Annotated in this window: 21 protein-coding genes and 1 tRNA gene; 14 read left to right on the top strand and 8 right to left on the bottom strand. The window is 64.7% G+C overall.

The features are described 5' to 3' along the window. The first annotated feature begins 207 nt into the window (after positions 1-207). Complete coding sequence (locus N551_RS0106030) at positions 208-693, top strand: lysozyme inhibitor LprI family protein (RefSeq protein ID WP_027566185.1); 486 nt, start codon at positions 208-210, stop codon at positions 691-693. A 301-nt stretch (positions 694-994) separates the two neighbouring features. On the opposite strand, the gene N551_RS0106035 is transcribed toward N551_RS0106030, so the two are convergent. Continuing rightward, positions 995-1,081: transfer RNA gene (locus tag N551_RS0106035), tRNA-Leu, on the bottom strand. A 160-nt stretch (positions 1,082-1,241) separates the two neighbouring features. Between N551_RS0106035 and N551_RS0106040 the strand changes: the two genes are divergently transcribed. Then, a complete protein-coding gene (locus N551_RS0106040) occupies positions 1,242-2,207 on the top strand; it encodes a complex I NDUFA9 subunit family protein (protein WP_027566186.1) in 966 nt (321 codons plus the stop codon). A gap of 67 nt (positions 2,208-2,274) precedes the next feature. On the opposite strand, the gene N551_RS0106045 is transcribed toward N551_RS0106040, so the two are convergent. Then, positions 2,275-3,081, bottom strand: coding sequence for an undecaprenyl-diphosphate phosphatase (locus N551_RS0106045; protein WP_027566187.1), 807 nt, complete (start codon positions 3,079-3,081; stop codon positions 2,275-2,277). A gap of 169 nt (positions 3,082-3,250) precedes the next feature. On the opposite strand from N551_RS0106045, the gene N551_RS0106050 reads away from it, so the two are divergent. The 3 genes from N551_RS0106050 to N551_RS0106060 all read left to right on the top strand — a co-directional run bounded on the left by N551_RS0106050 (position 3,251) and on the right by N551_RS0106060 (position 6,063). Next, entirely contained in the window at positions 3,251-3,943 is a 693-nt protein-coding gene (locus tag N551_RS0106050; RefSeq protein WP_007598553.1) for a glutathione S-transferase family protein, read from the top strand. Continuing rightward, the gene (gene queG, locus N551_RS0106055; protein WP_027566188.1) at positions 3,892-5,082 is read left to right on the top strand and encodes a tRNA epoxyqueuosine(34) reductase QueG; all 1,191 of its coding nucleotides are present in this window, start codon (positions 3,892-3,894) and stop codon (positions 5,080-5,082) included. Before N551_RS0106050 ends, queG begins: the two co-directional genes overlap by 52 nt. Before the next feature lie 183 nt (positions 5,083-5,265). Beyond that, positions 5,266-6,063: an acyl-CoA thioesterase domain-containing protein gene (locus N551_RS0106060; protein WP_027566189.1), complete on the top strand. Its 798-nt coding sequence runs from the start codon at positions 5,266-5,268 to the stop codon at positions 6,061-6,063. Between the two features lie 17 nt (positions 6,064-6,080). Here the strand turns inward: N551_RS0106060 and N551_RS0106065 are convergent, their stop codons facing one another. Both N551_RS0106065 and N551_RS0106070 read right to left on the bottom strand, forming a co-directional pair. After that, a complete protein-coding gene (locus tag N551_RS0106065; protein WP_027566190.1) occupies positions 6,081-6,548 on the bottom strand; it encodes a nuclear transport factor 2 family protein in 468 nt (155 codons plus the stop codon). A 149-nt stretch (positions 6,549-6,697) separates the two neighbouring features. Continuing rightward, the gene (locus tag N551_RS0106070) at positions 6,698-7,534 is read right to left on the bottom strand and encodes a carboxylesterase (protein ID WP_027566191.1); all 837 of its coding nucleotides are present in this window, start codon (positions 7,532-7,534) and stop codon (positions 6,698-6,700) included. A gap of 249 nt (positions 7,535-7,783) precedes the next feature. On the opposite strand from N551_RS0106070, the gene infC reads away from it, so the two are divergent. Then, on the top strand, positions 7,784-8,323 hold the full coding sequence (gene infC, locus N551_RS0106075; protein WP_155809540.1) for a translation initiation factor IF-3: 540 nt from the start codon (positions 7,784-7,786) through the stop codon (positions 8,321-8,323). Positions 8,324-8,478: 155 nt separating this feature from the next. Here infC and N551_RS0106080 read toward each other — a convergent pair whose 3' ends face one another. Continuing rightward, the gene (locus N551_RS0106080; protein WP_027566193.1) at positions 8,479-8,883 is read right to left on the bottom strand and encodes a hypothetical protein; all 405 of its coding nucleotides are present in this window, start codon (positions 8,881-8,883) and stop codon (positions 8,479-8,481) included. Between the two features lie 270 nt (positions 8,884-9,153). Here N551_RS0106080 and rpmI point away from each other — a divergent pair, with 270 nt between their 5' ends. Beyond that, positions 9,154-9,354 (top strand): 50S ribosomal protein L35, encoded by a 201-nt coding sequence (rpmI, locus tag N551_RS0106085; protein WP_007598540.1) that lies wholly within the window; start codon positions 9,154-9,156, stop codon positions 9,352-9,354. 81 nt (positions 9,355-9,435) lie between these two features. After that, on the top strand, positions 9,436-9,795 hold the full coding sequence (rplT, locus tag N551_RS0106090) for a 50S ribosomal protein L20 (RefSeq protein ID WP_007598538.1): 360 nt from the start codon (positions 9,436-9,438) through the stop codon (positions 9,793-9,795). A gap of 11 nt (positions 9,796-9,806) precedes the next feature. Here the strand turns inward: rplT and N551_RS0106095 are convergent, their stop codons facing one another. Beyond that, a complete protein-coding gene (locus N551_RS0106095) occupies positions 9,807-10,217 on the bottom strand; it encodes a hypothetical protein (protein WP_027566194.1) in 411 nt (136 codons plus the stop codon). A gap of 150 nt (positions 10,218-10,367) precedes the next feature. On the opposite strand from N551_RS0106095, the gene pheS reads away from it, so the two are divergent. The 3 genes from pheS to N551_RS0106110 are packed head-to-tail and all read left to right on the top strand — an operon-like array spanning position 10,368 to position 14,648. After that, positions 10,368-11,450, top strand: coding sequence for a phenylalanine--tRNA ligase subunit alpha (pheS, locus tag N551_RS0106100; protein WP_027566195.1), 1,083 nt, complete (start codon positions 10,368-10,370; stop codon positions 11,448-11,450). Further along, positions 11,447-13,855, top strand: a complete 2,409-nt coding sequence (gene pheT, locus N551_RS0106105; protein WP_027566196.1) for a phenylalanine--tRNA ligase subunit beta — start codon at positions 11,447-11,449, stop codon at positions 13,853-13,855. The genes pheS and pheT overlap by 4 nt, the downstream gene beginning before the upstream one ends. Before the next feature lie 22 nt (positions 13,856-13,877). Continuing rightward, the gene (locus tag N551_RS0106110; RefSeq protein ID WP_027566197.1) at positions 13,878-14,648 is read left to right on the top strand and encodes a sulfite exporter TauE/SafE family protein; all 771 of its coding nucleotides are present in this window, start codon (positions 13,878-13,880) and stop codon (positions 14,646-14,648) included. A 158-nt stretch (positions 14,649-14,806) separates the two neighbouring features. Here the strand turns inward: N551_RS0106110 and N551_RS0106115 are convergent, their stop codons facing one another. Then, entirely contained in the window at positions 14,807-16,204 is a 1,398-nt protein-coding gene (locus tag N551_RS0106115; RefSeq protein WP_027566198.1) for an FAD-dependent oxidoreductase, read from the bottom strand. A gap of 192 nt (positions 16,205-16,396) precedes the next feature. On the opposite strand from N551_RS0106115, the gene N551_RS0106120 reads away from it, so the two are divergent. Further along, positions 16,397-17,365, top strand: coding sequence for a YiiX/YebB-like N1pC/P60 family cysteine hydrolase (locus N551_RS0106120; protein WP_027566199.1), 969 nt, complete (start codon positions 16,397-16,399; stop codon positions 17,363-17,365). A 106-nt stretch (positions 17,366-17,471) separates the two neighbouring features. On the opposite strand, the gene N551_RS0106125 is transcribed toward N551_RS0106120, so the two are convergent. Then, the gene (locus tag N551_RS0106125) at positions 17,472-17,747 is read right to left on the bottom strand and encodes a metal-sensitive transcriptional regulator (RefSeq protein ID WP_007598521.1); all 276 of its coding nucleotides are present in this window, start codon (positions 17,745-17,747) and stop codon (positions 17,472-17,474) included. Positions 17,748-17,797: 50 nt separating this feature from the next. On the opposite strand from N551_RS0106125, the gene N551_RS0106130 reads away from it, so the two are divergent. Further along, positions 17,798-20,233 (top strand): heavy metal translocating P-type ATPase, encoded by a 2,436-nt coding sequence (locus N551_RS0106130; RefSeq protein ID WP_027566200.1) that lies wholly within the window; start codon positions 17,798-17,800, stop codon positions 20,231-20,233. Between the two features lie 51 nt (positions 20,234-20,284). After that, the gene (gene nikR, locus N551_RS0106135) at positions 20,285-20,731 is read left to right on the top strand and encodes a nickel-responsive transcriptional regulator NikR (RefSeq protein ID WP_027566201.1); all 447 of its coding nucleotides are present in this window, start codon (positions 20,285-20,287) and stop codon (positions 20,729-20,731) included. Positions 20,732-20,771: the final 40 nt, after the last annotated feature.

The raw sequence follows: 20,771 nt of genomic DNA on the forward strand, positions 1-20,771 counted from the left end.
GGTTGAAAATCTCGTAAGTCAGGTCAAGGCGCATTCAAAGGCATTGATTGGAGAGGGCGTAGCCGAAGCCGCATACCCCCTCGTTTTCCCTTCGCCCTCGCCGTCCGGCCCTTCCGCCACAGCCGCCGGTCTACCGTCTCGCTGAGCTTCATGTGCTCGCAGTGGTATTGTGTTCCATATTTTCGATGCGCCGAACGGAGATCTCCAATGAAGCTCAAACTTGCCGCCGCGATGCTCGCCGCAAGCCTCCCGCTCGCATCGATGGCTTTCGCCCAAGGCATCGCGCCAGCCGAACTTGCGGTGATCGATGGCTGCCTGAAGACCGCGGAGAAAACCGGCGGTTTCGGCGGCGCGTGCGTCGGGCTCGTCGCCGACCCCTGCATCAAAGCGGCAGAGGGCGCGAATGACGATGTCGCCAAATGGAAAGCCTGCGCGGCGCGCGAACTCGCCATTTGGACGCAGAAAACCAATGAGGCGCTAAAGAAGGTTCAGGCCGGCGGGTTCGCCGACGTGATCAAGGCGGTCAATGAGTCGCAGAAAACTTTCGCCGCGTCGCGTGATGGCTTCTGCGCGGTCTTCGACAAAGTCGATCCCGGCATGTACCGGGGCAGCGCGAGCTACTGCCGGCTGCGCGAGACCGCGAACCGCTCGCTGAGCCTGATCAAGCTCGGCGCTGCGGTCAACGAGCACTGAGACCTCTTAGGCGGTTGGGGTCATCAGCTTTGCCGACTTTTTCCCACATAGCGACGACGGCTTCGGCCGCGAGCGCGGTGGACGTCGTTCATAGCTCACCTAGCATCCGGGCAATGGCTTTCGGCGCGGAGCGCTTGCCTGAACGACTGAAGCCAGCCGCCTCCAGATCGCCTGCGATCCGAGCCGACCCGACAAGCGATGTAGGCCATTCGGTAAGCCATGAGCGCCGTGCCTCGGTTTTGTGTACCGGTCAGCAGCTCAAATTCCCTGCAAAAGCGATTTCAATCGCTTGAGTAGGAGGTGGTGCCCAGGAAAGGACTCGAACCTTCACGGCCGTTAAGCCACTGGCACCTGAAGCCAGCGCGTCTACCAATTCCACCACCTGGGCATGCCGGTTAGGCACGGAGGCGGTTACTACGGTTCGGTGACGCGGTTGTCAATTCATGCTTGAACCCCGCTTCGGGATGCGGATTGCGCATCGCAAACCGGCCCGATACAAGCCTGACGAGACGCACTCTTCCCGCAGGAATGACCCAGGAATGGATCCCATGGCATCGAATCTGGACACGCTCGTCACGGTTTTCGGCGGATCGGGGTTTTTGGGCCGGAATGTGGTCCGCGCACTGTGCCGGCGCGACTACCGGGTCCGGGTCGCGGTGCGGCGGCCGGAGCTGGCCGGATACCTCCAGCCCTCCGGCAAGGTCGGGCAGGTCCACACCGTGCAGGCGAACGTGCGCTATCCGGCCTCGATCGAGGCGGCACTGCGTGATTCGCATGTCGTGGTCAATCTGGTCGGCATCCTCGCCGAGGGTGGCGCGCAGAGTTTTGACGCCGTCCAGGCCAAGGGCGCCGAGACCATCGCCAAGGCGGCCGCGGCCGCGGGGGCACAGCTGATCCATGTCTCGGCGATCGGCGCCGACGCGGAATCGCCCTCGCGTTATGCCAGAGCCAAGGCGGCCGGCGAAGCCGCGGTCCTGGCCGCGGTGCCGTCGGCGACGATCTTCCGCCCCTCCGTGATGTTCGGCCCCGAGGACCAGTTCACCAATCGCTTCGCGGCGCTGGCGCGGATGTTACCGGTGCTGCCGCTGATCGGCGCCGACACCAAGATGCAGCCGGTCTATGTCGGCGACGTCGCCACCGCGGTCGCGGATGCCGTCGACGGCAAGGCCAAGGCGGGCGCAACCTACGAGCTCGGCGGCCCGGAAGTGCTGACCATGCGCGAGATCATCGAGGCCATTCTCGAGATTGCCGATCGCAAGCCGATGCTGATGCCGCTGCCGTTTGGCCTCGCCCGCTTCAAGGCCAACTTCCTGCAATTCGCGCCGGGCGCGCTGAAGCTGACGCCGGACCAGGTCACGCTGCTCGCGCGCGACAATGTCGTGTCGGACGCGGCGAAGGCCGCAGGCCTGACACTGGAAGGCCTGGGCATCACGCCCGACTCGCTTGAAGCGATCGCCCCGCAATATCTCTGGCGCTTCCGCGCCGCCGGGCAATTCCAGCGCAAGAGCGCGTAACCATCCCCGCCGTCATCCGGGCATGACGAACTTCAGCGTCCGGACTGCCGTTGTTTGACGTTCGGGTCTACCGCCCCAGCGCCAGCGCGATCAGGCCCAGCGTGCCGACGATCACGCGCCACCACGCGAACACCACGAAGCCGTGGCGGGTGACGTATTCCAGGAACGTCTTCACCACGATGATCGCGGTGACGAACGACACCACGAAGCCGATGGCGACGATGCCCATGTGGTCCATCGTCATCTCGGAGCGGTTCTTGTAGAAATCGTAGGCGAACGCGCCGATCATGGTGGGAATGGCGAGGAAGAACGAGAACTCCGCCGCCGCGCGCTTGTCGGCCCCGAGGAACATAGCCGCGACGATGCTGGCACCGGAGCGCGACACGCCCGGGATCATCGCGATGCACTGCGCGATGCCGATATAGAGATACATCAGCAGCGGAAACCGGGTGGCGTCGTGCTCGCGCGCCTTGAGATCGAGCTTGTCGACCCAGAGCAGGATGGCGCCGCCGACGATCAGCGAAAAGCACACCACCCACGGATTGAACAGCATGCTCTTGATGTACTTGCCGGCGACGAGACCGACGACGACAGCGGGCAGGAACGCCACCAGCACGCCGATCACGAAGCGGCGTGCGTAGGCGTCGCCCGTGAACATGCCGATCGCGACGTCCCACAATTTCTTGAAGTACAACACGACGATCGCGAGGATCGCGCCGAGCTGGATCAGGACCGTAAACGAATCCCAGAACGCGCCCTCGCCGAGATGGAAGAAGCGCTCCGCGAGCAGCAAATGGCCGGTCGAGGACACGGGAAGGAACTCGGTCACACCCTCGATGATGCCGAGGATCACTGCCCGTATTGCATCTGACATATTTACGGTCCATTTCGGCTGGAAAAGCGGGGCTCTTCTCGCCCATCCGCTCCCTTGCTGCAATCGCAAAATGCGGCGGCGCGCCCTTGCTTCGCGGTTTTGAATGACTAGTGTGGCGCCGCACAAACATTGATGGATTCTTAAGCACCATCACATAGTCAAAGGCTTCATGTTTACGCTGTTTCATCATCCGTTCTGCCCGCATTCGCGGTTCATCCGCCTGATCGCGGGAGAATACGGGCTTGAGCTGAAGCTGATCGAAGAGCGCAGCTGGGAGCGGCGCGAAGCGTTTCTGCTGCTCAATGCGGCGGGCACGACGCCCGTTCTGGTGGACGACGAGCAGCCGCCGATCCCGGGCGCGGCGATCGTCGCCGAATATGTCGACGAGGCCTATGGCTCCGAGATGGGACTGAAGCGCCTGATGCCGGACACGATCGGCGAGCGCGTCGAGGTCCGCCGGCTCATGGCCTGGTTCAACGAAAAGTTCTTCGAGGAAGTCTCCCACCCGCTCGTCACGGAGCGCATCTACAAGCGCTTCATGAGCGAGGACAACGGTGGCGGCCCGCCCTCGGCCGACGTGATGCGCGCCGCCAAGGCCAACGTGCGCTATCATCTGGCTTATATCGGCTGGCTGGCGCAGACGCGTAATTTCCTCGCCGGCGACCGGCTCAGCTACGCGGATCTCGCCGCCGCGGCGCACCTCTCGGCGATCGACTATCTGGGCGACGTGCCATGGAGCGAGGACGACGCGGCAAAGGCGTGGTACGCACGGGTGAAATCCCGCCCGTCGTTCCGTCCGCTCTTGAGCGAATGGCTGGCCGGAGTGCCGGCGTCGCGGACCTACGTGGACCTCGACTTCTGAACTCCGATCCGACCGAACTGAAGACGGCGCTGGCAAACGAGGCCCGCGCGCTCGGCTTCGACTGCATCGGCATCACAGAGCCCGGCACGATCGAGAGCGCCGGACAACATTTTCTCGAATTCATCGCATCCGGCGGCCATGGCGACATGGACTGGCTCGCCGCGCAGCCGGAGCGCCGGGTCGATCCGCGCGGGCTGTGGCAGGACGTGCGCAGCGTCATCATGCTCGGCGTCAATTACGGCCCCGATCAGGATCCGCTCGCGATCCTGCAACAGCGCACGCGCGCGGCGATCTCGGTCTATGCGCAAGGCGACGACTATCACGACCTCATCAAGAAGCGCCTGAAGGCACTGGCGCGATGGCTGGTCGCGACCGCAACTCGTGAGGTGACGCCTTGCGAAGTGAAAGTGTTCGTGGACACCGCGGCCGTGATGGAGAAACCCTTGGCGCAAGCCGCGCGTCTGGGCTGGCAGGGCAAGCATACCAATCTGGTCTCGCGCGAATTCGGCTCGTGGCTGTTTCTCGGCGCGATCTACACCACGCTGGAGCTGCCGCGCGACGACGCCGAGATCGATCATTGCGGCTCGTGCCGGGCGTGCCTCGACATCTGCCCGACCGCGGCCTTCCCCGCACCCTACAAGCTCGATGCGCGGCGCTGCATCTCGTATCTCACCATCGAGAACAAGGGACCGATCCCGCGCGAATTTCGCAAAAGCATCGGCAACCGCATCTATGGCTGCGACGATTGCCTCGCCGCCTGTCCCTGGAACAAGTTCGCGCAGGAGGGCCGTGAGGCCAAGCTCGCCGCACGTGACGCTTTGCGCGCGCCAGGTCTCGCCGAGCTCGCGCGGCTCGACGACGCGTCGTTCCGTGCGCTGTTCACGAAGTCTCCGGTGAAGCGCATCGGCCGCGACCGCTTTTTGCGCAACGTGCTGATCGCGATCGGCAACTCCGGCGATGCGGCACTGGCGGACGAGGCGCGGCGGTTGCTGGAGGATGAGAGCGCGCTGGTGCGCGGGGCTGCGGTGTGGGCGCTGGGGCAGCTGGTGCCGCGAGACGAGTTCGAGGCGATGAGGACGAATGCGATTGCTGGCGAGAGCGACGAAAGCGTGCGTGAGGAGTGGCGCACCGCCCCCTAATCCTCCGCTGTCATGCTCCGCGAAAGCGGGCATCCAGTACGCCGCGGCCCATCGATTCAATCACTGCCAGCTCGGAGTACTGGATCGCCCGGTCAAGCCGGGCGATGACACCTGTTGTTGTGGCGAGCAGGCACGCTCTCGCCACCCTTGATTTCCCCACACGTTCCTTCAAGCTCGCGCATCATGACAAACATGCCTTTCTTCACCCGCGACGGCGACACATTCCACCCGACGGAAGTCGCCAACGGCCCGTGGGATCCGAAATCGCTGCACGGACGCGTCATCGTCGGCCTTCTCGGCTTCGCCATCGAGGAGCGCCATTCCGGCCCCGAATTCGTGCCGGCGCGGCTGACCGTGGATATGTTTCGGCTGCCGACCATCGACAAGCCGATCGAGGTGACGACACGGCTGGTGCGCGACGGGATGCGCATCCGCGTCGTGGAAGCGGAGTTCTTTTCCGGCGGCGTCGGCATGGCGCGCGCCTCGTGCCAGCTATTGCGTCGAACGCAGAATCCGGACGGCAATGTCTGGTCGCCGCCGAACTGGGACGTGCCGAAGCCGGCCGACATTCCCAAGCCGACCGATCCCAGGCTCGGCATGAACGGCAAATGGACCACGCGACCGATTGTCGGCCAGATGGGCTCGCTCGGGCCGCGAAAGCTCTGGATGAGCGAGGTGCGCGAGCTGGTCGCGGGCGTGCCGATGACGCCGTTCGTCCATGTCGCCACCGGCGCCGACTTCGCCAGTCCGTTCGCGAACGCCGGCGACAAGGGGCTCGGCTACATCAACAGCGACGTTACGATCTATCTGCACCGCCTGCCGGTGACGAGCTGGATCGGCTTCGAGGTGGTGAACCACCAGGCCACCGACGGTGTCGCGATCGGCGAATGCTGGCTCTACGACGAAGCGGGCCCGATCGGCACAGCCACGGTCGCCGCGCTGGCGCAGCGCAAGCCGATGGTAAATCCGTCGAAGCGGTAGGTGCGCAAGAACGACGGCTAGCCAAAATGCCGCTGCATCTCCGGCCGTGCCTTGAGCTCCGCGCCCTGCCTGGCGACGATCTTCGCGATCCGTTCCGGCGCAAACTTCAGATCGACAAACGCCGGCGCGGTGTTGGCGACCTCGTGATAGCTGACGATCCTGCCGTCGCGGAGCGTCATGATCGCCACGCCCTCGAACATCGCCCGCGCGCCATCGGCCTCCGGCAAGGTCGAGCGATAGCTGAACGTGTAGCGCGCATAGAGCGTGGTGCCGTTCGACACGGGATCGTGCATGTCCCAGCGGAAGTCGGTTGCCGTGCGATAGAACCAGTCGTCGATCATCGCGGCGATCTCCTCGCGGCCGGCGAAGGCGCCATAGAACACGTCGTGATAGACGCCGTCCTCGGTGAAGAGATCCGCGAAGGCTTTTCCGTTGCGTTGTTCGACGGCGTCGCAGAACGCGCGCAGCATGGCGGTGGTGGTCATCGGCGATTCTCCCCTCCCATTCTCAGTCATGCCCCGGCTTGACCGGGGCATCCAGTACGCCGCGGCTTCTCGGCTTGAGCACGAGCGCCTCTGGAATACTGGATCGCCCGATCGAGTCGGGCGATGACACCGAGTGCTAGGTGGCGATTTCACCCGATCTCGGCCACGGCGGCAAGAATGCGGGCGATGTCCTGCGGGCGCGAGAGGCGGTGATCGCCGTCCTGGATCATGGTCAGCACGACGTCGTCGGCCGGCAGGCGATGGGTCAGCGCGAACGCGTGCTGCCAGGGCACGTCAGGATCTTGCGCACCTTGCAGGATGCGGACGGGACAGCCGAGATCGATGGCGCTGCCGAGCACGAGGTGGTTGCGCCCCTCCTCGATCAGATTTCGCGTGATCGGATAGGGCGAGCCGTCGCCATAATCCGATGGTCTCAGCCAGACGCCTTTGGTCTCGATTTCTTTCTTCACCGCGGCCGGAAAATTCTTCCACATCAGCTCCTCGGTGAAGTCCGGCGCCGGCGCGATCAGCACCAGGCCCGCCAGCGAGGCCTTGCCAGAACGCTTTTTGATCTCGCGCGCGAGCAGCAGCGCCATCCAGCCGCCCATTGACGAGCCGATCAGGACTTGCGGGCCGGCGCAGAATCGCTCGAATACCGCGACGCTTTCCTCGAGCCAGCGCCCGATGGTTCCGTCGGCGAAATCGCCGCCGGATTCGCCGTGGCCGGAATAATCGAAACGGACCACGGCGCGGCCGTGGTCCCGGGCCCATTCGTCCAGCGCCACGGCCTTGCTGCCCCGCATGTCCGATTTGAACCCGCCGAGCCAGACCAGTCCCGGTCCTTGACCAGGTTCTGGACCAGATTCTTGATCAGATTCTTGACCAGATTTTTGGGCCGCGCGGCGGCGCACCGCGATCCGGCGTGCGGAGGGGCCTTCGCCCACATCGATGAAGTCGAGCACGGCATCGGGAATCGGGTGATTCATGGAACGTTTACTCTGGCTGTGCGGTTTGAGCTGTCCGGACGTGCTCCGCAGCGCAGCTGGACGTCGTCATTGGCCCTTTGGGACGCTTGCGGAACAGAAGCAAGGTGTCTATGTCCCTCTGCGTGCCCCGCCGTGGCCAAAATGCCTCGCATTTGAGGCTTTTTCGACCGCCGCACGAGCGATTGCTTGCCGGCAACCGTATCTTCCTGCAAAATAGCCGCCTCTTTTCATAACTTTGGAGAACCACCCATTCGCCGTCCAAATAAAGCCCCGCCCACTGCCGCCAAAGACGGGCCGCGCATCAATGACGATATTCGCAATGCGCAGATCCAGCTGATCGATCAGACCGGTGACAACAAGGGCACCATCGAGACCGTCGCGGCTATCCGCTTGGCCCAGGAAGCCGGCATGGATCTGGTCGAGATCTCGCCGAACGTCAGCCCTCCCGTCTGCAAGATCATGGACTACGGGAAGTATAAGTACGCCGCGCAGAAAAAAGCCACTGAAGCCCGCAAGCGGCAGAAGATCGTCGAGATCAAGGAGATCAAGCTCCGCCCGATGATCGACGACCACGATTACGAAGTGAAGATGCGCGCCATGCAGCGGTTCTTCGAAGAAGGCGACAAGGTCAAGATCACCCTGCGCTATCGCGGCCGCGAAATGGCGCACCAGGAGATCGGCACCAAGCTGCTCGACAAGATCAAGACCGACGTCGCCGAGCTCGCCAAGGTGGAGCAGGACGCGCGGTTCGAGGGCCGTCAGGTCGTCATGGTTCTGGCGCCGCGCTGACGCCGGTTCTTTAGGCTGAAGAATTCAACGGCCCGTCCGGATCTCCGGCGGGCCGTTTTGTTTTTTGTCGGATATTCGAGCCGCGAGCACCGCTGCGACCTCTCCGGCTTGCGGGAGAGGGAGCGCACCTCCATCGCGGAGATGGCTCGCTCGAGTTACGTCCTTGTCGCCTGCCAGATGCCGCTGCAGCGGTCGCCGGAGATGATGCCGTGCCAGGAGCCGGTCCCGGCCGCGCCGGCGAGCCGGCCGCCGCCGCTGGCATGGGACGCCCCGACCGAAACCTCGACCGCGACGCCACCGCTGCGATTGACCTTGCCGGAGACCCGGCCACCGCCGGCGGACGACACCCGACTGCCGGCGACGGTGAAGGGAACGCTGTAGCCGGAGCTGCAATTGCCACGGGTGGTGGCGAAGGTGACGTTCCAGACGCCGTCATAGCCGCGGATGCGAGCATCGGCAGTCGACGGAAACGCAGCCATGGCGAGCACAGCCAACAGCGCCAGGCGGCGCGGACGAGCGACATCCGTCAAAGACGGAAGCGATTGGGAAAAATAGGGCATTTTAATCCTGCTCCGGGCGACACGGCTCGGACATGAGGTTAGCAATTCCGGATAGTCGGCGGCTAGGTTCCACCGGTTCATCGTTGCCAATTCGCCCGTCCTCTGTCATAAGCCCAGCCTTCATTGCCCGGCTGATTAAGGGCTGCCGTGGCGGTGTCCGTGCGGGTTTCGCGCTTGTTCGCAAAACCTGAGCACAATCAACGCTCTAACGAGCATTTTGACGGCCAGCCGCCTTCGCGGGCGGATTTCTATGGCCATTAGGAGAGCCAAATGCCCAAGCTGAAGACCAAATCGGGCGCTAAAAAGCGCTTCAAGGTGACTGCCACCGGCAAAGTGATGTTCGCTCATCGCAGCAAGCGTCACGGCATGATCAAGCGGACGAAGAAGCAGATCCGGCAGCTGCGCGGCACCGCCGTGCTGTTCAAGACCGACGGCGACAACGTCAAGAAGTACTTCTTGCCGAACGCCTGATCGCGTCCACGATCATTGCCACCCGCGCCGCAGCTTTCGCGGCGATCCGAACATCAAGTCATCTTTCGAAGGATATTTGTCATGGCTCGCGTCAAACGCGGTGTGACCGCCCACGCCAAGCACAAGAAAGTCTACAAGGCCGCCAAGGGTTTCCGCGGCCGCCGCAAGAACACGATCCGCACCGCCAAGCCGGCGGTCGAGAAGGCTCTCGTGTATGCCTTCCGTGATCGCAAGCGCAAGAAGCGGACGTTCCGCGCGCTCTGGATCCAGCGCATCAACGCTGCCGTGCGTCCGTTCGGCCTGACCTACAGCCGCTTTATCGACGGCATGGCCAAGTCCGGGATCACCGTGGACCGCAAGGTGCTGTCGGATCTCGCGATCAACGAGCCCGCGTCGTTCCAGGCGATCGCCGAGAAGGCCAAAGCCGCTCTGGCGGCCTGAGCACGCCCGCGCTAACGGCCGGCTCCGCCGGCTTTCAGCGCGCGTTGCGAGTAGCGCTGGGCGATCTCCGCCCGGCAGAATGCTGTGAACGACAGATACATGGTGCCGGATTTATTCCGGTACTTCCGGTCGCACACGCGCATCTCGCGTTGGTAAGCCCGTTTCCGCGCAATGTTGAGGCCGGGCATGAAGTCTGCCTCGCATTTCTTCTCGACGGCGGTGCCGAGCTGGACATCGCCGCTCGCGGTCAATTGGCAATCCTGAAACACCTTCATCGCGCTTTCGCAGCCCTTCTGGGCAGCGATGCTGTCGACGACCTCGTCCAGCGTCATGGACTTCTCCATGCAGACCATGGCGCGCGCCGGGGTGCTCGCGACCAAGAGAACGACGGCGAGAGCAGCCAGACCGGATCTTGAGAGCATCGCGAAAGCCTCCTCGTATCCCCCTTGGTGCCAGCCTCCCGCGCGAGGTTCAACCCAGCCGCTCGTCAGCCCGAATGACCGGCTTTTCGCTTGACGTTACGGCCTTCGGGCGGCGACAACCCAGCCGAATTTGGCAGCAGGGATTTGACCGTGTCCGACCTCGCAATGCTCGAAACATCCATCCTCGACCAGATCGCCGCCGCCGGCGACGAGGCCGCCCTCGAAGCGGTGCGCGTCGCTGCCCTCGGCAAAAAGGGTTCGATCTCCGCGCTGCTTGCCACGCTCGGAAAAATGTCGCCGGACGAGCGCAAGACCCAGGGCGCTGCGATCAACCAGGCCAAGGACAATGTCACCGAGGCACTCGCCGCGCGGCGCGACGTCTTGAAATCGGCGGCGCTCGACGCGCGGCTTGCGTCGGAAACCATCGACGTCACCCTGCCGCTGCGCGATGCGCCGGCCGAGGCCGGCCGCATCCATCCGCTGAGCCAGGTCTGGGACGAGCTGACCACGATCTTTGCCGACATGGGCTTCTCGGTCGCCGAAGGCCCCGATATCGAGACCGACGACTACAACTTCACCAAGCTGAATTTTCCGGAAGGCCATCCCGCGCGCGAGATGCACGACACCTTCTTCTTCCATCCGAAGGAGGACGGCTCCCGCATGCTGTTGCGCACCCACACCTCGCCGGTGCAGGTGCGTACCATGCTGAGCCAGAAGCCGCCGATCCGCGTGATCTGCCCGGGCCGCACCTATCGCATCGATTCCGATGCGACCCACACGCCGCAATTCCATCAGGTCGAAGGCCTCGTCATCGACAAGCACTCCCATCTCGGCCACCTCAAATGGATCCTGCACGAGTTCTGCAAGGCGTTCTTCGAGGTCGATCACATCAACATGCGCTTCCGGCCCTCGTTCTTCCCGTTCACCGAACCGTCGCTGGAAGTCGACATCCAGTGCCGCCGCGACAAAGGCGAGATCCGCTTCGGCGAGGGCGAGGACTGGCTCGAGATTCTCGGCTGCGGCATGGTGCATCCGAACGTGCTGCGCGCCTGCGGCATCGATCCCGACGAGTACCAGGGCTTCGCCTGGGGCATGGGCATCGACCGCATCGCCATGCTGAAATACGGCATCGCCGATTTGCGCCAGCTGTTCGACAGCGACGTCCGCTGGCTGTCCCATTACGGCTTCAAGCCGCTCGAAGTGCCGACGCTCGCGGGAGGGCTGAGCTCGTGAAATTCACCCTCTCCTGGCTGAAGGAACATCTCGACACCGACGAGCCCTTGGACAAGCTCGCCGAGAAGCTCACGATGATCGGACTCGAGGTCGAGAACATCGAGGACAAGGCGAAGGCGCTGAAGCCCTTCACCATCGCGAAGGTGATATCCGCCGAGCAGCATCCGAATGCGGATCGCCTGCGCGTCTGCATGGTCGATACCGGCGACGGTGGCGCGCCGGTGCAGGTCGTCTGCGGCGCGCCGAATGCGCGTGCGGGGCTCGTCAGCGTGTTTTCGCCGCCCGGCACCTACATTCCCGGCAAGGACATCACGCTCGGGGTCGGCACCATCCGCGGCGTCGAGAGCCGCGGCATGCTGTGCTCGGCGGCTGAATTGCAGATTTCCAACGACCATGACGGCATCATGGAATTGCCCGCGGATGCGCCGATCGGCGCTGCTTACGCCGCATGGGCCGGCCTCGGCGATCCCGTGGTCGAGATCAATCTGACGCCGAACCGGCAGGACTGCACCGGCGTGCACGGCATCGCGCGCGATCTTGCCGCCGCCGACATGGGCAAGTTCAAGGACCCCACCATCAAGCCGATCAAGGGCGAATTCCCCTGCCCGGTGAATGTCACGGTTGAGGACGCCGCGCTGTGCCCGGGCTTTGCACTACGGCTCGTGCGTGGCGTGAAGAACGGACCGTCGCCGGAATGGCTGCAGAAGCGGCTGACCGCGATCGGCCTGCGCTCGATCAACGCGCTGGTCGATATCACCAACTTCATGACTTACGACCGTGCACGACCGCTGCACGTGTTCGACGCGAAGAAAGTGAAGGGCAATCTCGTGGTGCGCCGCGCCCGTGACGGCGAGACGCTGCTCGCGCTTGACGGCCGCAGCTACAATCTCGATCCCGCGATTTGCGTGATCGCGGACGAGCACGGCGTCGAATCGCTCGCCGGCATCATGGGCGGCGAGGCCTCGGGCTGCGACGAGACCACCACCGACGTGCTGATCGAATCGGCGCTGTGGAACGAGATCAACATCGCCCAGACCGGCCGCAAGCTCGGCATCAATTCGGATGCGCGCTATCGTTTCGAGCGCGGTGTCGATCCGGCGTTCATGGTGCCGGGGCTGGAGCTCGCGACGAAACTGGTGATGGAGATGTGCGGCGGCACGCCGTCGGAGAACGTCGTTGTCGGCAAGACCTTCGGCGACGACCGCGTGATCGATTTTCCGGTCACCGAGGTCAAGCGGCTCTCGGGCATCGAAGTGCCGATGCCGGAGATGAAGCGCATCCTGACCCATCTCGGCTTCATGATGGCGGGCCCGGGCCCGGTCGTGAAGGTCGCGGTGCCGTCGTGGCGCACCGACGTGCACGGCAAGGCCGACATCGTCGAGGAAGTCGTCCGCATCCACGGCGTCGACAAGGTGCCGATGACGCCGTTCGAGCGCGGCGAGGACGCACGCAAACCCGTGCTGACCCCGCTCCAGCTCCGCACCCGCCGCGCCAGGCGCGCGCTGACGAGCCGCGGCATCATCGAAGCGGTGACCTGGTCCTTCATCACCAAGTCCGCCGCAAAGCTGTTCGGCGGCGGCCAGCGCGAACTCGAGGTCGCCAACCCGATCGCGTCGGATTTGTCCGACATGCGCCCGACCCTGTTGGCGGGCCTGATCGCGGCGGCGCAGGCCAATGCCGATCGCGGCTTTGGCGATGTCGCGCTGTTCGAGGTCGGGCAGGTGTTCAAGGGCGATCGGCCGCAGGATCAGTTCATGGCGGCAAGCGGCGCCCGCCGCGGCTTTGCGTCGTCGCAAGGTCTGGGACGGCATTGGTCGGGCTCGGCGCAGGCTGACTTGTTCGACGCCAAGGCCGATGCGCTCGCGGTGCTCGCCGCCGCAGGGGCACCGATGCAGGCGCTTCAGATCGTCGCGGGCGGCCCGTCCTGGCTGCATCCCGGGCGATCCGGTACGATCCAGATCGGGCCGCAGAACGTGCTGGGTTATTTCGGAGAGATGCATCCGCGCGCACTCGAGGCGCTCGGTGCCGGCGGCCCGCTGATGGTATTCGAGGTGATCCTCGACCGCATCCCCGAGGCGAAGAAGAAGCCGACCCGTGCCAAGCCCGTGATCGAGCTGTCGGCATTCCAGCCGGTCTCACGCGATTTCGCCTTCATCGTCGACCGCACCGTGAAGAGCGGCGAGATCGTGCGCGCGGCTCAGGGCGTCGACAAGAAGCTGATCACCGCCGTGAACGTGTTCGACGTCTACGAAGGCAAGGGCATCGACGAGGGCAAGAAGTCGATCGCCATCGCGGTGACGATCCAGCCGCGCGAAAAGACCCTGACCGACCAGGAGATCGAGGCCGTCGCCGCGAAGATCGTGGCGGAGGTGACGAAGAAGACCGGCGGCACTTTGAGAGCATGATCATGCTCGAGAAATCTAGAGCATGAGTCTCACTGACTTTCTTCCAAAGGACGTCAGCCTCACCGTTGCGATGGCACTCTGCGCCGTCGCTTTCGTTTCGGGCACCGCGCGCGGCTTCTCCGGCTTCGGCTCGGCCCTGATCTTCATGCCGCTGGCGAGCAGCATCGCGGCGCCGCGTTTGGTTGCCGCGCTGCTCCTCGTGATCGACTTCGTCGCGGCCGCGCCGCTGCTGCCCGACGCCTGGCGCAAGGCCGACCGCAAGGCCACCGCCGTGATCGTGCTGGGCGCGCTGGTCGGCGTCCCCGTCGGCACCTATTTCCTCAGCGTGCTCGAACCCGTCACGACGAGATGGATCATCTCCTGCTTCGTCGCCGCGCTGCTGCTTCTGTTGCTGTCGGGCTGGCGCTATCGCGGCAAGGACCACGCTTGGCTTTCGGTCGGCATCGGCAGCCTCTCCGGCTTCTGCAGCGGCCTCGCCCAGACCGGCGGCCCGCCGATCGTCGGCTATTGGCTCGGCCGCCCCATCGCCCCGATCGTCGCGCGCGCCAACATCCTGCTGTTTTTCGGCGCGTCGGACTTCTTCTCGATGATCAGTTACGCGACCACCGGCCTGATCAGCCGCGAATCGCTGGTGCTTTCGCTCATCGTCGGTCCGGTCTATGCGATCGGCGTCGCCTTTGGCGCGTCGCTGTTCGGCCGCGCCAGCGAGAAAGTGTTTCGCGCCATTTGCTACGCGCTGATCGCGATAGCCGTGATTGCGGGACTGCCGGCGCTCGATGGAATTTTGCGGTAAGCCATCCATTGTCGTCCTGGCGAAAGCCAGGGCCCATTACCCCGGTCAGCGTTTGTAGCGCGAGCAGGTGACCAAGAATCTCCGCCAAACCAATCCCTGGCGTAATGGGTTCTGGATCTACGCTTCGCTTCGCTGCACTTGTCCAGGACGACGACTAATCAATTCCTCTGCGACTGCGGCGCTCTGCGCTTCTTCGTCGACTGCGTCGGGACATCGGCCGGCTCGTCCTTGAGCGCGCCGATCTTGCGCAAGGCCGCGTCCGCGGCCCGCTCGCCGCTTTCCCAGGCGCCGTCGACGGTGCCCCACAGCGTCTCGTGCGTGGCTTCGCCGGCGAGGAACATGTTGCCGATCGGCTCGGCAAGGATTCTTCGCGAGAGCTGACCGCCGGGCGAGGCCGCCGACATCGCACCCATCACGAACGGCGAGGCGTTCCAGCGCGTCACGCTGGCTTTCTGCACGGCGGCGGCGACCTCGCTGCCGAACAGCTTCGTGATCCATTCTCTGGCGAAGGCCGTCATCGCCTTCTCGCCTTGCTGGGTGAGATCGCGGCCGAACGAGCCGCCGACATCGATCGAACATAGCGAGGAACCGCCGATATTGGCGAACATCAGCGCCGTGCGCGTCGAATTGCTCTGCTCGATCAGGATGTCGTCGCGCGACAGGCCGAGCGGATTGCCCGGCAGTTGCAGCACGATGTGATCATAACTTCCGAGCGTAAGCTTTGACGCGGCATCGAGCGTACGCTTGGGAATGTCAGGCCCAAACTTGATCGCGCCCGAAATCAGCACATTGGTCGAGACCGTGATGATGGCGGCGCGTGCGGCGATCCTGCCGGCCTGTGTCTCCACGCTGACGTCGCGATTGCTCCAGACGATCCGGCTCGCCGGCGTCGACAGCGCGACCGGCGCCTGCTCACCGAGTTTGGTGATCAGGGTCCCCAGGCCCTGGCGGCAGGCGATCGCGGCGTTGCGATCCTGTGCCCGCGCCTTGTCGATCGCAGACAGCTCCTTCAGGTCCTTGCCGGCGAAGCCCGCACCCAGCATGAACTCGGCCGCGCCGGCCCAGTCGCCGAGGTCCTTCGGCAGCACCGAGGCGCAGGCGGTATCGAGCTTGCCGCGCGCGGCCTCGTCGATGGCGCGGTTGGCTCGCACCAGCGCCGCCAGGAATTCCTCGGTCTCGCCGGCGCGTGCGTTGCGGCGACCTATGCGCATCTTCTGGCCTGACGGCGCCGGCAGAACGTCGAGCCCGGCGCTGCGCGCCAGCCGGATCATCGGATTGGTGTCGGGATTGTGCATCCAGCGCGCGCCGCGATCGAACGGCGTGTCGAAGGTGGTCGTATCCGTGATGCAGCGGCCGCCGATCTGCGACGCAGCTTCCACCACCACGACCTTGCGATTGGCCGCCATGATGCGCCGCGCCGCGGCAATTCCGGCCGCGCCCGCACCGATCACGACGATGTCAGCCTCGCGCGGCAGGGTTGCGGCGGTTGCGCGCAGGACCGGCGTCGCGGCAAGGCCCGCCGATGCCGATAGGAAGCTGCGGCGCGTGATTGTCATGGCATGGTTTCCGGAGACTTGCAGCAAACGGGAACAGCTAGCGAACCTTGCCGTATCTGATGTTGCGCGGCAACCATCATGGTGAATCAATCGTGCTTGATGTCACAGAGCGATGAACCGAATTGCAACACGTTCAGACCATGGTAGAGAAGAGAAAAAGACGGCCGGAAAAGGCCGTGGGGGAGTTTTGAAATGGGGACGGTCCTTGATTCAGTCGGCAAGCTGATTGCCGCGTACCTCTCGAAGGAGGTGCCGGGCTATGAGCCGTTCACGCCGAGCGACCCCGAGCATCTGCGCGGCGTCATCGAGCCGGGCGACGTGCTGCTGGTCGAGGGCAACAACCGCATCTCGGGCATCATCAAATATCTGACGCAGTCGACCTGGTCCCACGGCGCACTCTATGTCGGCCCGATCGAGGGCGCGGAAGAGCCCGACGGCGAGCCGCACGTGCTGATCGAGGCCAATATCGGCGAAGGCGTCACCTCCGCGCCGCTATCGAAATATTTCCCCTATCACACCCGCGTCTGCCGCCCGGTCGGGCTGTCCTATGAGGACCGCACCACGGTCTGCCGCTATGCGATCAACCGCATCGGCTTCGGCTACGACACCAAGAACATCGTCGACCTGATGCGCTTTCTGTTTCCGCTGCCGATCCCGCAGCGCTGGCGGCGCCGCATGATCTCGATCGGCTCGGGCGATCCCACCAAGATCATCTGCTCGGCGCTAATCGCGCAGGCGTTCGACGCCGTGCGCTATCCGATCCTGCCGAAGATCACCAAGGCGGGCAGCCGTGCTGCTCGCCGCGAGATCCTGCACATCCGCGATTCCTCGCTCTACATGCCCCGCGACTTCGACATCTCGCCCTATTTCGAAGTCGTCAAACCCACCATCGTGCACGGCTTCGACTACACCGCCTTGCACTGGGCCGACAAGCAGAAGCCGCTCGAGGAGGTAGCCGGCACCTTCGGTGTGTTTCCAGAAACGTTCAGTGCGCCGCCGCTCGTTCCTGAAGCGTTTGACGAAGAGGCGCCGGTTTCGGCTGAAGAAGTGATGCGTGAGGCGGCTTCGGAGATGAGCGTTGCCTTCTCCGAGCATTTTGTGCTGCTGAACGATCTCGCAAAGTACCGCGCGCGAGGACACGCGTTGGAGATGGCGGCTTAGCCGTCCCTCCAACATCGTCATTGCGAGCGCAGCGAAGCAATCCAGACCGTCTCTGCCCGAACAGTCTGGATTGCTTCGTCGCTACGCTCCCTGCAATGACGGCGACCTACCGCTCCGCCCGCCCGATCACCGCCATCAGCTCCGCGATCTTCTCGCGCTGATCGGCCTTGTCGCCGCTCGCGATCGCATGCTCGACGCAATGGGCGACGTGATCCTTCAAAACCTCTTCCTCTACCCGGCGCAGCGCGGCGCGCACCGCCGAGATCTGCGTGACGATGTCGATGCAATAGCGGTCTTCCTCGACCATTTTCGAGAGGCCGCGAACCTGCCCCTCGATCCGGCCGAGCCGTTTTCCGACGGATGCCTTGATGTCCTTGCGCATGCGGACTATATACCCCCCCAGGGTATAACTTGCAAGGCCGGAGCGTGGCAATGAACGACGCCGAACACGAACACCATCACAAGCCGGAAACACATTCCGGATGCGGCTGTTCCAGTAAAGTTGCCCCGGTCGACAAGCCCGCCGCTGCCTCCTGCTGCGGCGCGCACGGCGATCACGCGCATGACCACGGCGCCGCGGCAAAGGTCCGCGATCCCGTCTGCGGCATGACCGTCGATCCCGCGACGTCCAAGCACCGCTTCGACCATCACGGCGCGACCTTCCATTTCTGCTCGGCCGGCTGCCGCACCAAATTCGCCGAGGATCCCGCAAAGTACCTCGCCAAGGACAAGACGCCCGAGCCCGAGATGCCGGCGGGCACGATCTACACCTGCCCGATGCATCCGCAGATCCGCCAGGCCGGGCCCGGAAGCTGTCCGATCTGCGGCATGGCGCTGGAGCCGGAAGTGGCGAGCCTGGAGACCGGCCCCAATCCCGAGCTGGCCGACATGACGCGGCGGTTCTGGATCGGCGGCGCGCTGGCTTTGCCGGCAGTGGTGCTGGAGATGGGCGGCCATTTCGCGGGCCCGCACAACTGGATCGATGCGACGCTGTCGAACTGGATCCAGCTCGTCTTCGCCACGCCTGTGGTGCTGTGGGCCGGTTGGCCGTTCTTCGTCCGCGGCTGGCAGTCGCTGCTGACGCGCAACCTCAACATGTTCACGCTGATCGCGATGGGCACGGGCGTTGCCTATGTCTACAGCCTGATCGGCACCATCGCGCCGCAGATCTTCCCGGCCACCTTCCGCGGCCATGAAGGCGCGGTCGCGGTTTATTTCGAGGCCGCGGCGGTCATCACCGTGCTGGTGCTGCTCGGGCAGGTGCTGGAGCTTCGCGCACGCGACGCGACCTCGGGTGCGATCAAGGCGCTGCTGCAGCTCGCCCCGAAGACCGCGCGCCGCGTCGATGCTGACGGCAGCGAGCACGAGGTCGAGATCGACGCACTTCATGCCGGTGACCGCCTGCGCGTGCGTCCGGGCGAGAAAGTGCCGGTCGACGGCGTCATTCTGGAAGGCCGTTCCTCGCTCGACGAGTCGCTCGTCACAGGCGAATCCATGCCGGTCACCAAGGAGACCGGCGCGAAGGTGATCGCCGGCACGCTCAACCAGTCCGGCAGCTTCATCATGCGCGCCGACAAGGTAGGCCGTGAGACGCTGCTGTCGCAGATCGTGCAGATGGTCGCGGACGCGCAGCGCTCGCGCGCGCCGATCCAGCGTCTCGCCGACCAGGTCGCGGGCTGGTTCGTGCCGATGGTGATTGCGGTCGCGGTCGCTGCCTTTGCGGCCTGGACCTGGTTCGGGCCGGAGCCGCGGCTGGCCTTTGGCCTCGTCGCCGCCGTCAGCGTGCTGATCATCGCCTGCCCCTGCGCGCTTGGCCTGGCGACCCCGATGTCGATCATGGTCGGCGTCGGCCGCGGCGCGCAAGCAGGCGTCCTGATCAAGAACGCCGAGGCGCTGGAGCGGATGGAGAAGATCGACACGCTGGTGGTCGACAAGACCGGCACGCTGACCGAGGGCAAACCGAAGGTGGTCGCGATCGTGCCGGCCGCCGGTTTTGCGGAAGACGACATCCTCCGCATGGCCGCCAGCGTCGAGCGCGCCAGCGAGCATCCTCTGGCCGACGCGATCATGCGCGCGGCGAAGGAGAAGCAGCTCGCGCTGGGCCAGGTCGAGCAATTCGATTCGCCGACCGGCAAGGGCGCGACCGGCAAGGTCGATGGCAAAACCATCGTGCTCGGCAATGCCCGATATCTGACGTCGATCGGCGTCGACACCAAAACCCTCGATGGCGAGGCCGAACGGCTGCGCGGCGATGGCGCGACCGTGATCAACATGGCCGTCGACGGCCGGCTTGCCGGCCTGTTCGCGATCGCCGATCCGGTCAAGGCTTCGACCCCGGAGGCGCTGAAGGCACTGGCGGCCGAGGGCATCAAGGTCATCATGCTGACCGGCGACAACCGCACCACGGCGGAAGCCGTGGCGCGCAGGCTCGGCATCGCCGATGTCGAGGCCGAGGTGCTGCCGGACCAGAAGAGCGCGGTGGTGACGAAGCTGCAGAAGGCCGGCCGCAGCGTCGCGATGGCCGGTGACGGCGTCAACGACGCGCCGGCGCTGGCCGCTGCCGAAGTCGGCATCGCCATGGGCACCGGCACTGATGTGGCGATGGAGAGCGCCGGCGTCACGCTGCTGAAGGGCGATCTCACCGGCATCGTGCGGGCGCGAAAACTGTCGCAGGCGACGATGAGCAACATCCGGCAAAACCTGTTCTTCGCCTTCATCTACAACGCCGCAGGCATTCCGATCGCGGCCGGCATCCTCTATCCAACTTTCGGCGTGCTGCTGTCGCCGATCATCGCCGCGGCCGCGATGGCGCTGTCCTCGGTCAGCGTGGTCGGGAACGCGCTGCGGCTGCGGGCAACGCGGCTGTGAGCGTCGCGGAATCCGTGTAAAATGGCATCGAGCGCGGGAGGGAGCATCTTGATGCAGCGAATTACGATCACGATCGAAGACGATCTGCTGGCGGAGATCGACGCTGCGGCGGAAGCGCGCGGCTACCAGAACCGCTCCGAGATCATCCGCGATCTCGCGCGCGCCGGCTTGCAACAGAGCAGCGAGGACACCGCACAGGCCGGGCCCTGCGTCGCCGGTCTCGTCTATGTCTACGACCACGCCGCCCGCGATCTCTCAAAACGCCTGGTGCAGGAATTCCATGGTCACCACGACCTCGCGCTGGCGACGCTGCATGTCCATCTCGACGACAACAATTGCATGGAGATGACGGCACTGCGCGGCGACGCTGGTGAGGTCAGACATTTCGCCGACCACATCATCGCCGAACGCGGCGTGCGTTATGGACGTGTGGTGATGATCCCGACGGGGGACGGTAAGCAGGCGAAGGCGCGGAAGCAGGCGCACCGGCATGAGTAGATTTGCCGCATAGACGGTGCGTTCCCCTCTCCCCTTGTGG

It is taken from the genome of Bradyrhizobium sp. URHA0013 (assembly GCF_000518345.1).
In the GTDB taxonomy this organism is placed as follows: Bacteria; Pseudomonadota; Alphaproteobacteria; order Rhizobiales; family Xanthobacteraceae; genus Bradyrhizobium.

What these genes read in the sequence shown, in the direction of transcription:
- N551_RS0106070 (WP_027566191.1), bottom strand. Translation starts at nt 7,534, where the DNA reads ATGAATCACCCGATTCCCGATGCCGTGCTCGACTTCATCGATGTGGGC.
- N551_RS0106095 (WP_027566194.1), bottom strand. Translation starts at nt 10,217, where the DNA reads ATGCTCTCAAGATCCGGTCTGGCTGCTCTCGCCGTCGTTCTCTTGGTC.
- N551_RS0106125 (WP_007598521.1), bottom strand. Translation starts at nt 17,747, where the DNA reads ATGCGCAAGGACATCAAGGCATCCGTCGGAAAACGGCTCGGCCGGATC.
- N551_RS0106120 (WP_027566199.1), top strand. Translation starts at nt 16,397, where the DNA reads ATGGGGACGGTCCTTGATTCAGTCGGCAAGCTGATTGCCGCGTACCTC.
- N551_RS0106110 (WP_027566197.1), top strand. Translation starts at nt 13,878, where the DNA reads ATGAGTCTCACTGACTTTCTTCCAAAGGACGTCAGCCTCACCGTTGCG.
- N551_RS0106045 (WP_027566187.1), bottom strand. Translation starts at nt 3,081, where the DNA reads ATGTCAGATGCAATACGGGCAGTGATCCTCGGCATCATCGAGGGTGTG.
- N551_RS0106130 (WP_027566200.1), top strand. Translation starts at nt 17,798, where the DNA reads ATGAACGACGCCGAACACGAACACCATCACAAGCCGGAAACACATTCC.
- N551_RS0106040 (WP_027566186.1), top strand. Translation starts at nt 1,242, where the DNA reads ATGGCATCGAATCTGGACACGCTCGTCACGGTTTTCGGCGGATCGGGG.
- rplT (WP_007598538.1), top strand. Translation starts at nt 9,436, where the DNA reads ATGGCTCGCGTCAAACGCGGTGTGACCGCCCACGCCAAGCACAAGAAA.
- queG (WP_027566188.1), top strand. Translation starts at nt 3,892, where the DNA reads ATGGCTGGCCGGAGTGCCGGCGTCGCGGACCTACGTGGACCTCGACTT.
- rpmI (WP_007598540.1), top strand. Translation starts at nt 9,154, where the DNA reads ATGCCCAAGCTGAAGACCAAATCGGGCGCTAAAAAGCGCTTCAAGGTG.
- N551_RS0106065 (WP_027566190.1), bottom strand. Translation starts at nt 6,548, where the DNA reads ATGACCACCACCGCCATGCTGCGCGCGTTCTGCGACGCCGTCGAACAA.
- N551_RS0106050 (WP_007598553.1), top strand. Translation starts at nt 3,251, where the DNA reads ATGTTTACGCTGTTTCATCATCCGTTCTGCCCGCATTCGCGGTTCATC.
- N551_RS0106080 (WP_027566193.1), bottom strand. Translation starts at nt 8,883, where the DNA reads ATGCCCTATTTTTCCCAATCGCTTCCGTCTTTGACGGATGTCGCTCGT.
- N551_RS0106030 (WP_027566185.1), top strand. Translation starts at nt 208, where the DNA reads ATGAAGCTCAAACTTGCCGCCGCGATGCTCGCCGCAAGCCTCCCGCTC.
- N551_RS0106060 (WP_027566189.1), top strand. Translation starts at nt 5,266, where the DNA reads ATGACAAACATGCCTTTCTTCACCCGCGACGGCGACACATTCCACCCG.
- nikR (WP_027566201.1), top strand. Translation starts at nt 20,285, where the DNA reads ATGCAGCGAATTACGATCACGATCGAAGACGATCTGCTGGCGGAGATC.
- N551_RS0106115 (WP_027566198.1), bottom strand. Translation starts at nt 16,204, where the DNA reads ATGACAATCACGCGCCGCAGCTTCCTATCGGCATCGGCGGGCCTTGCC.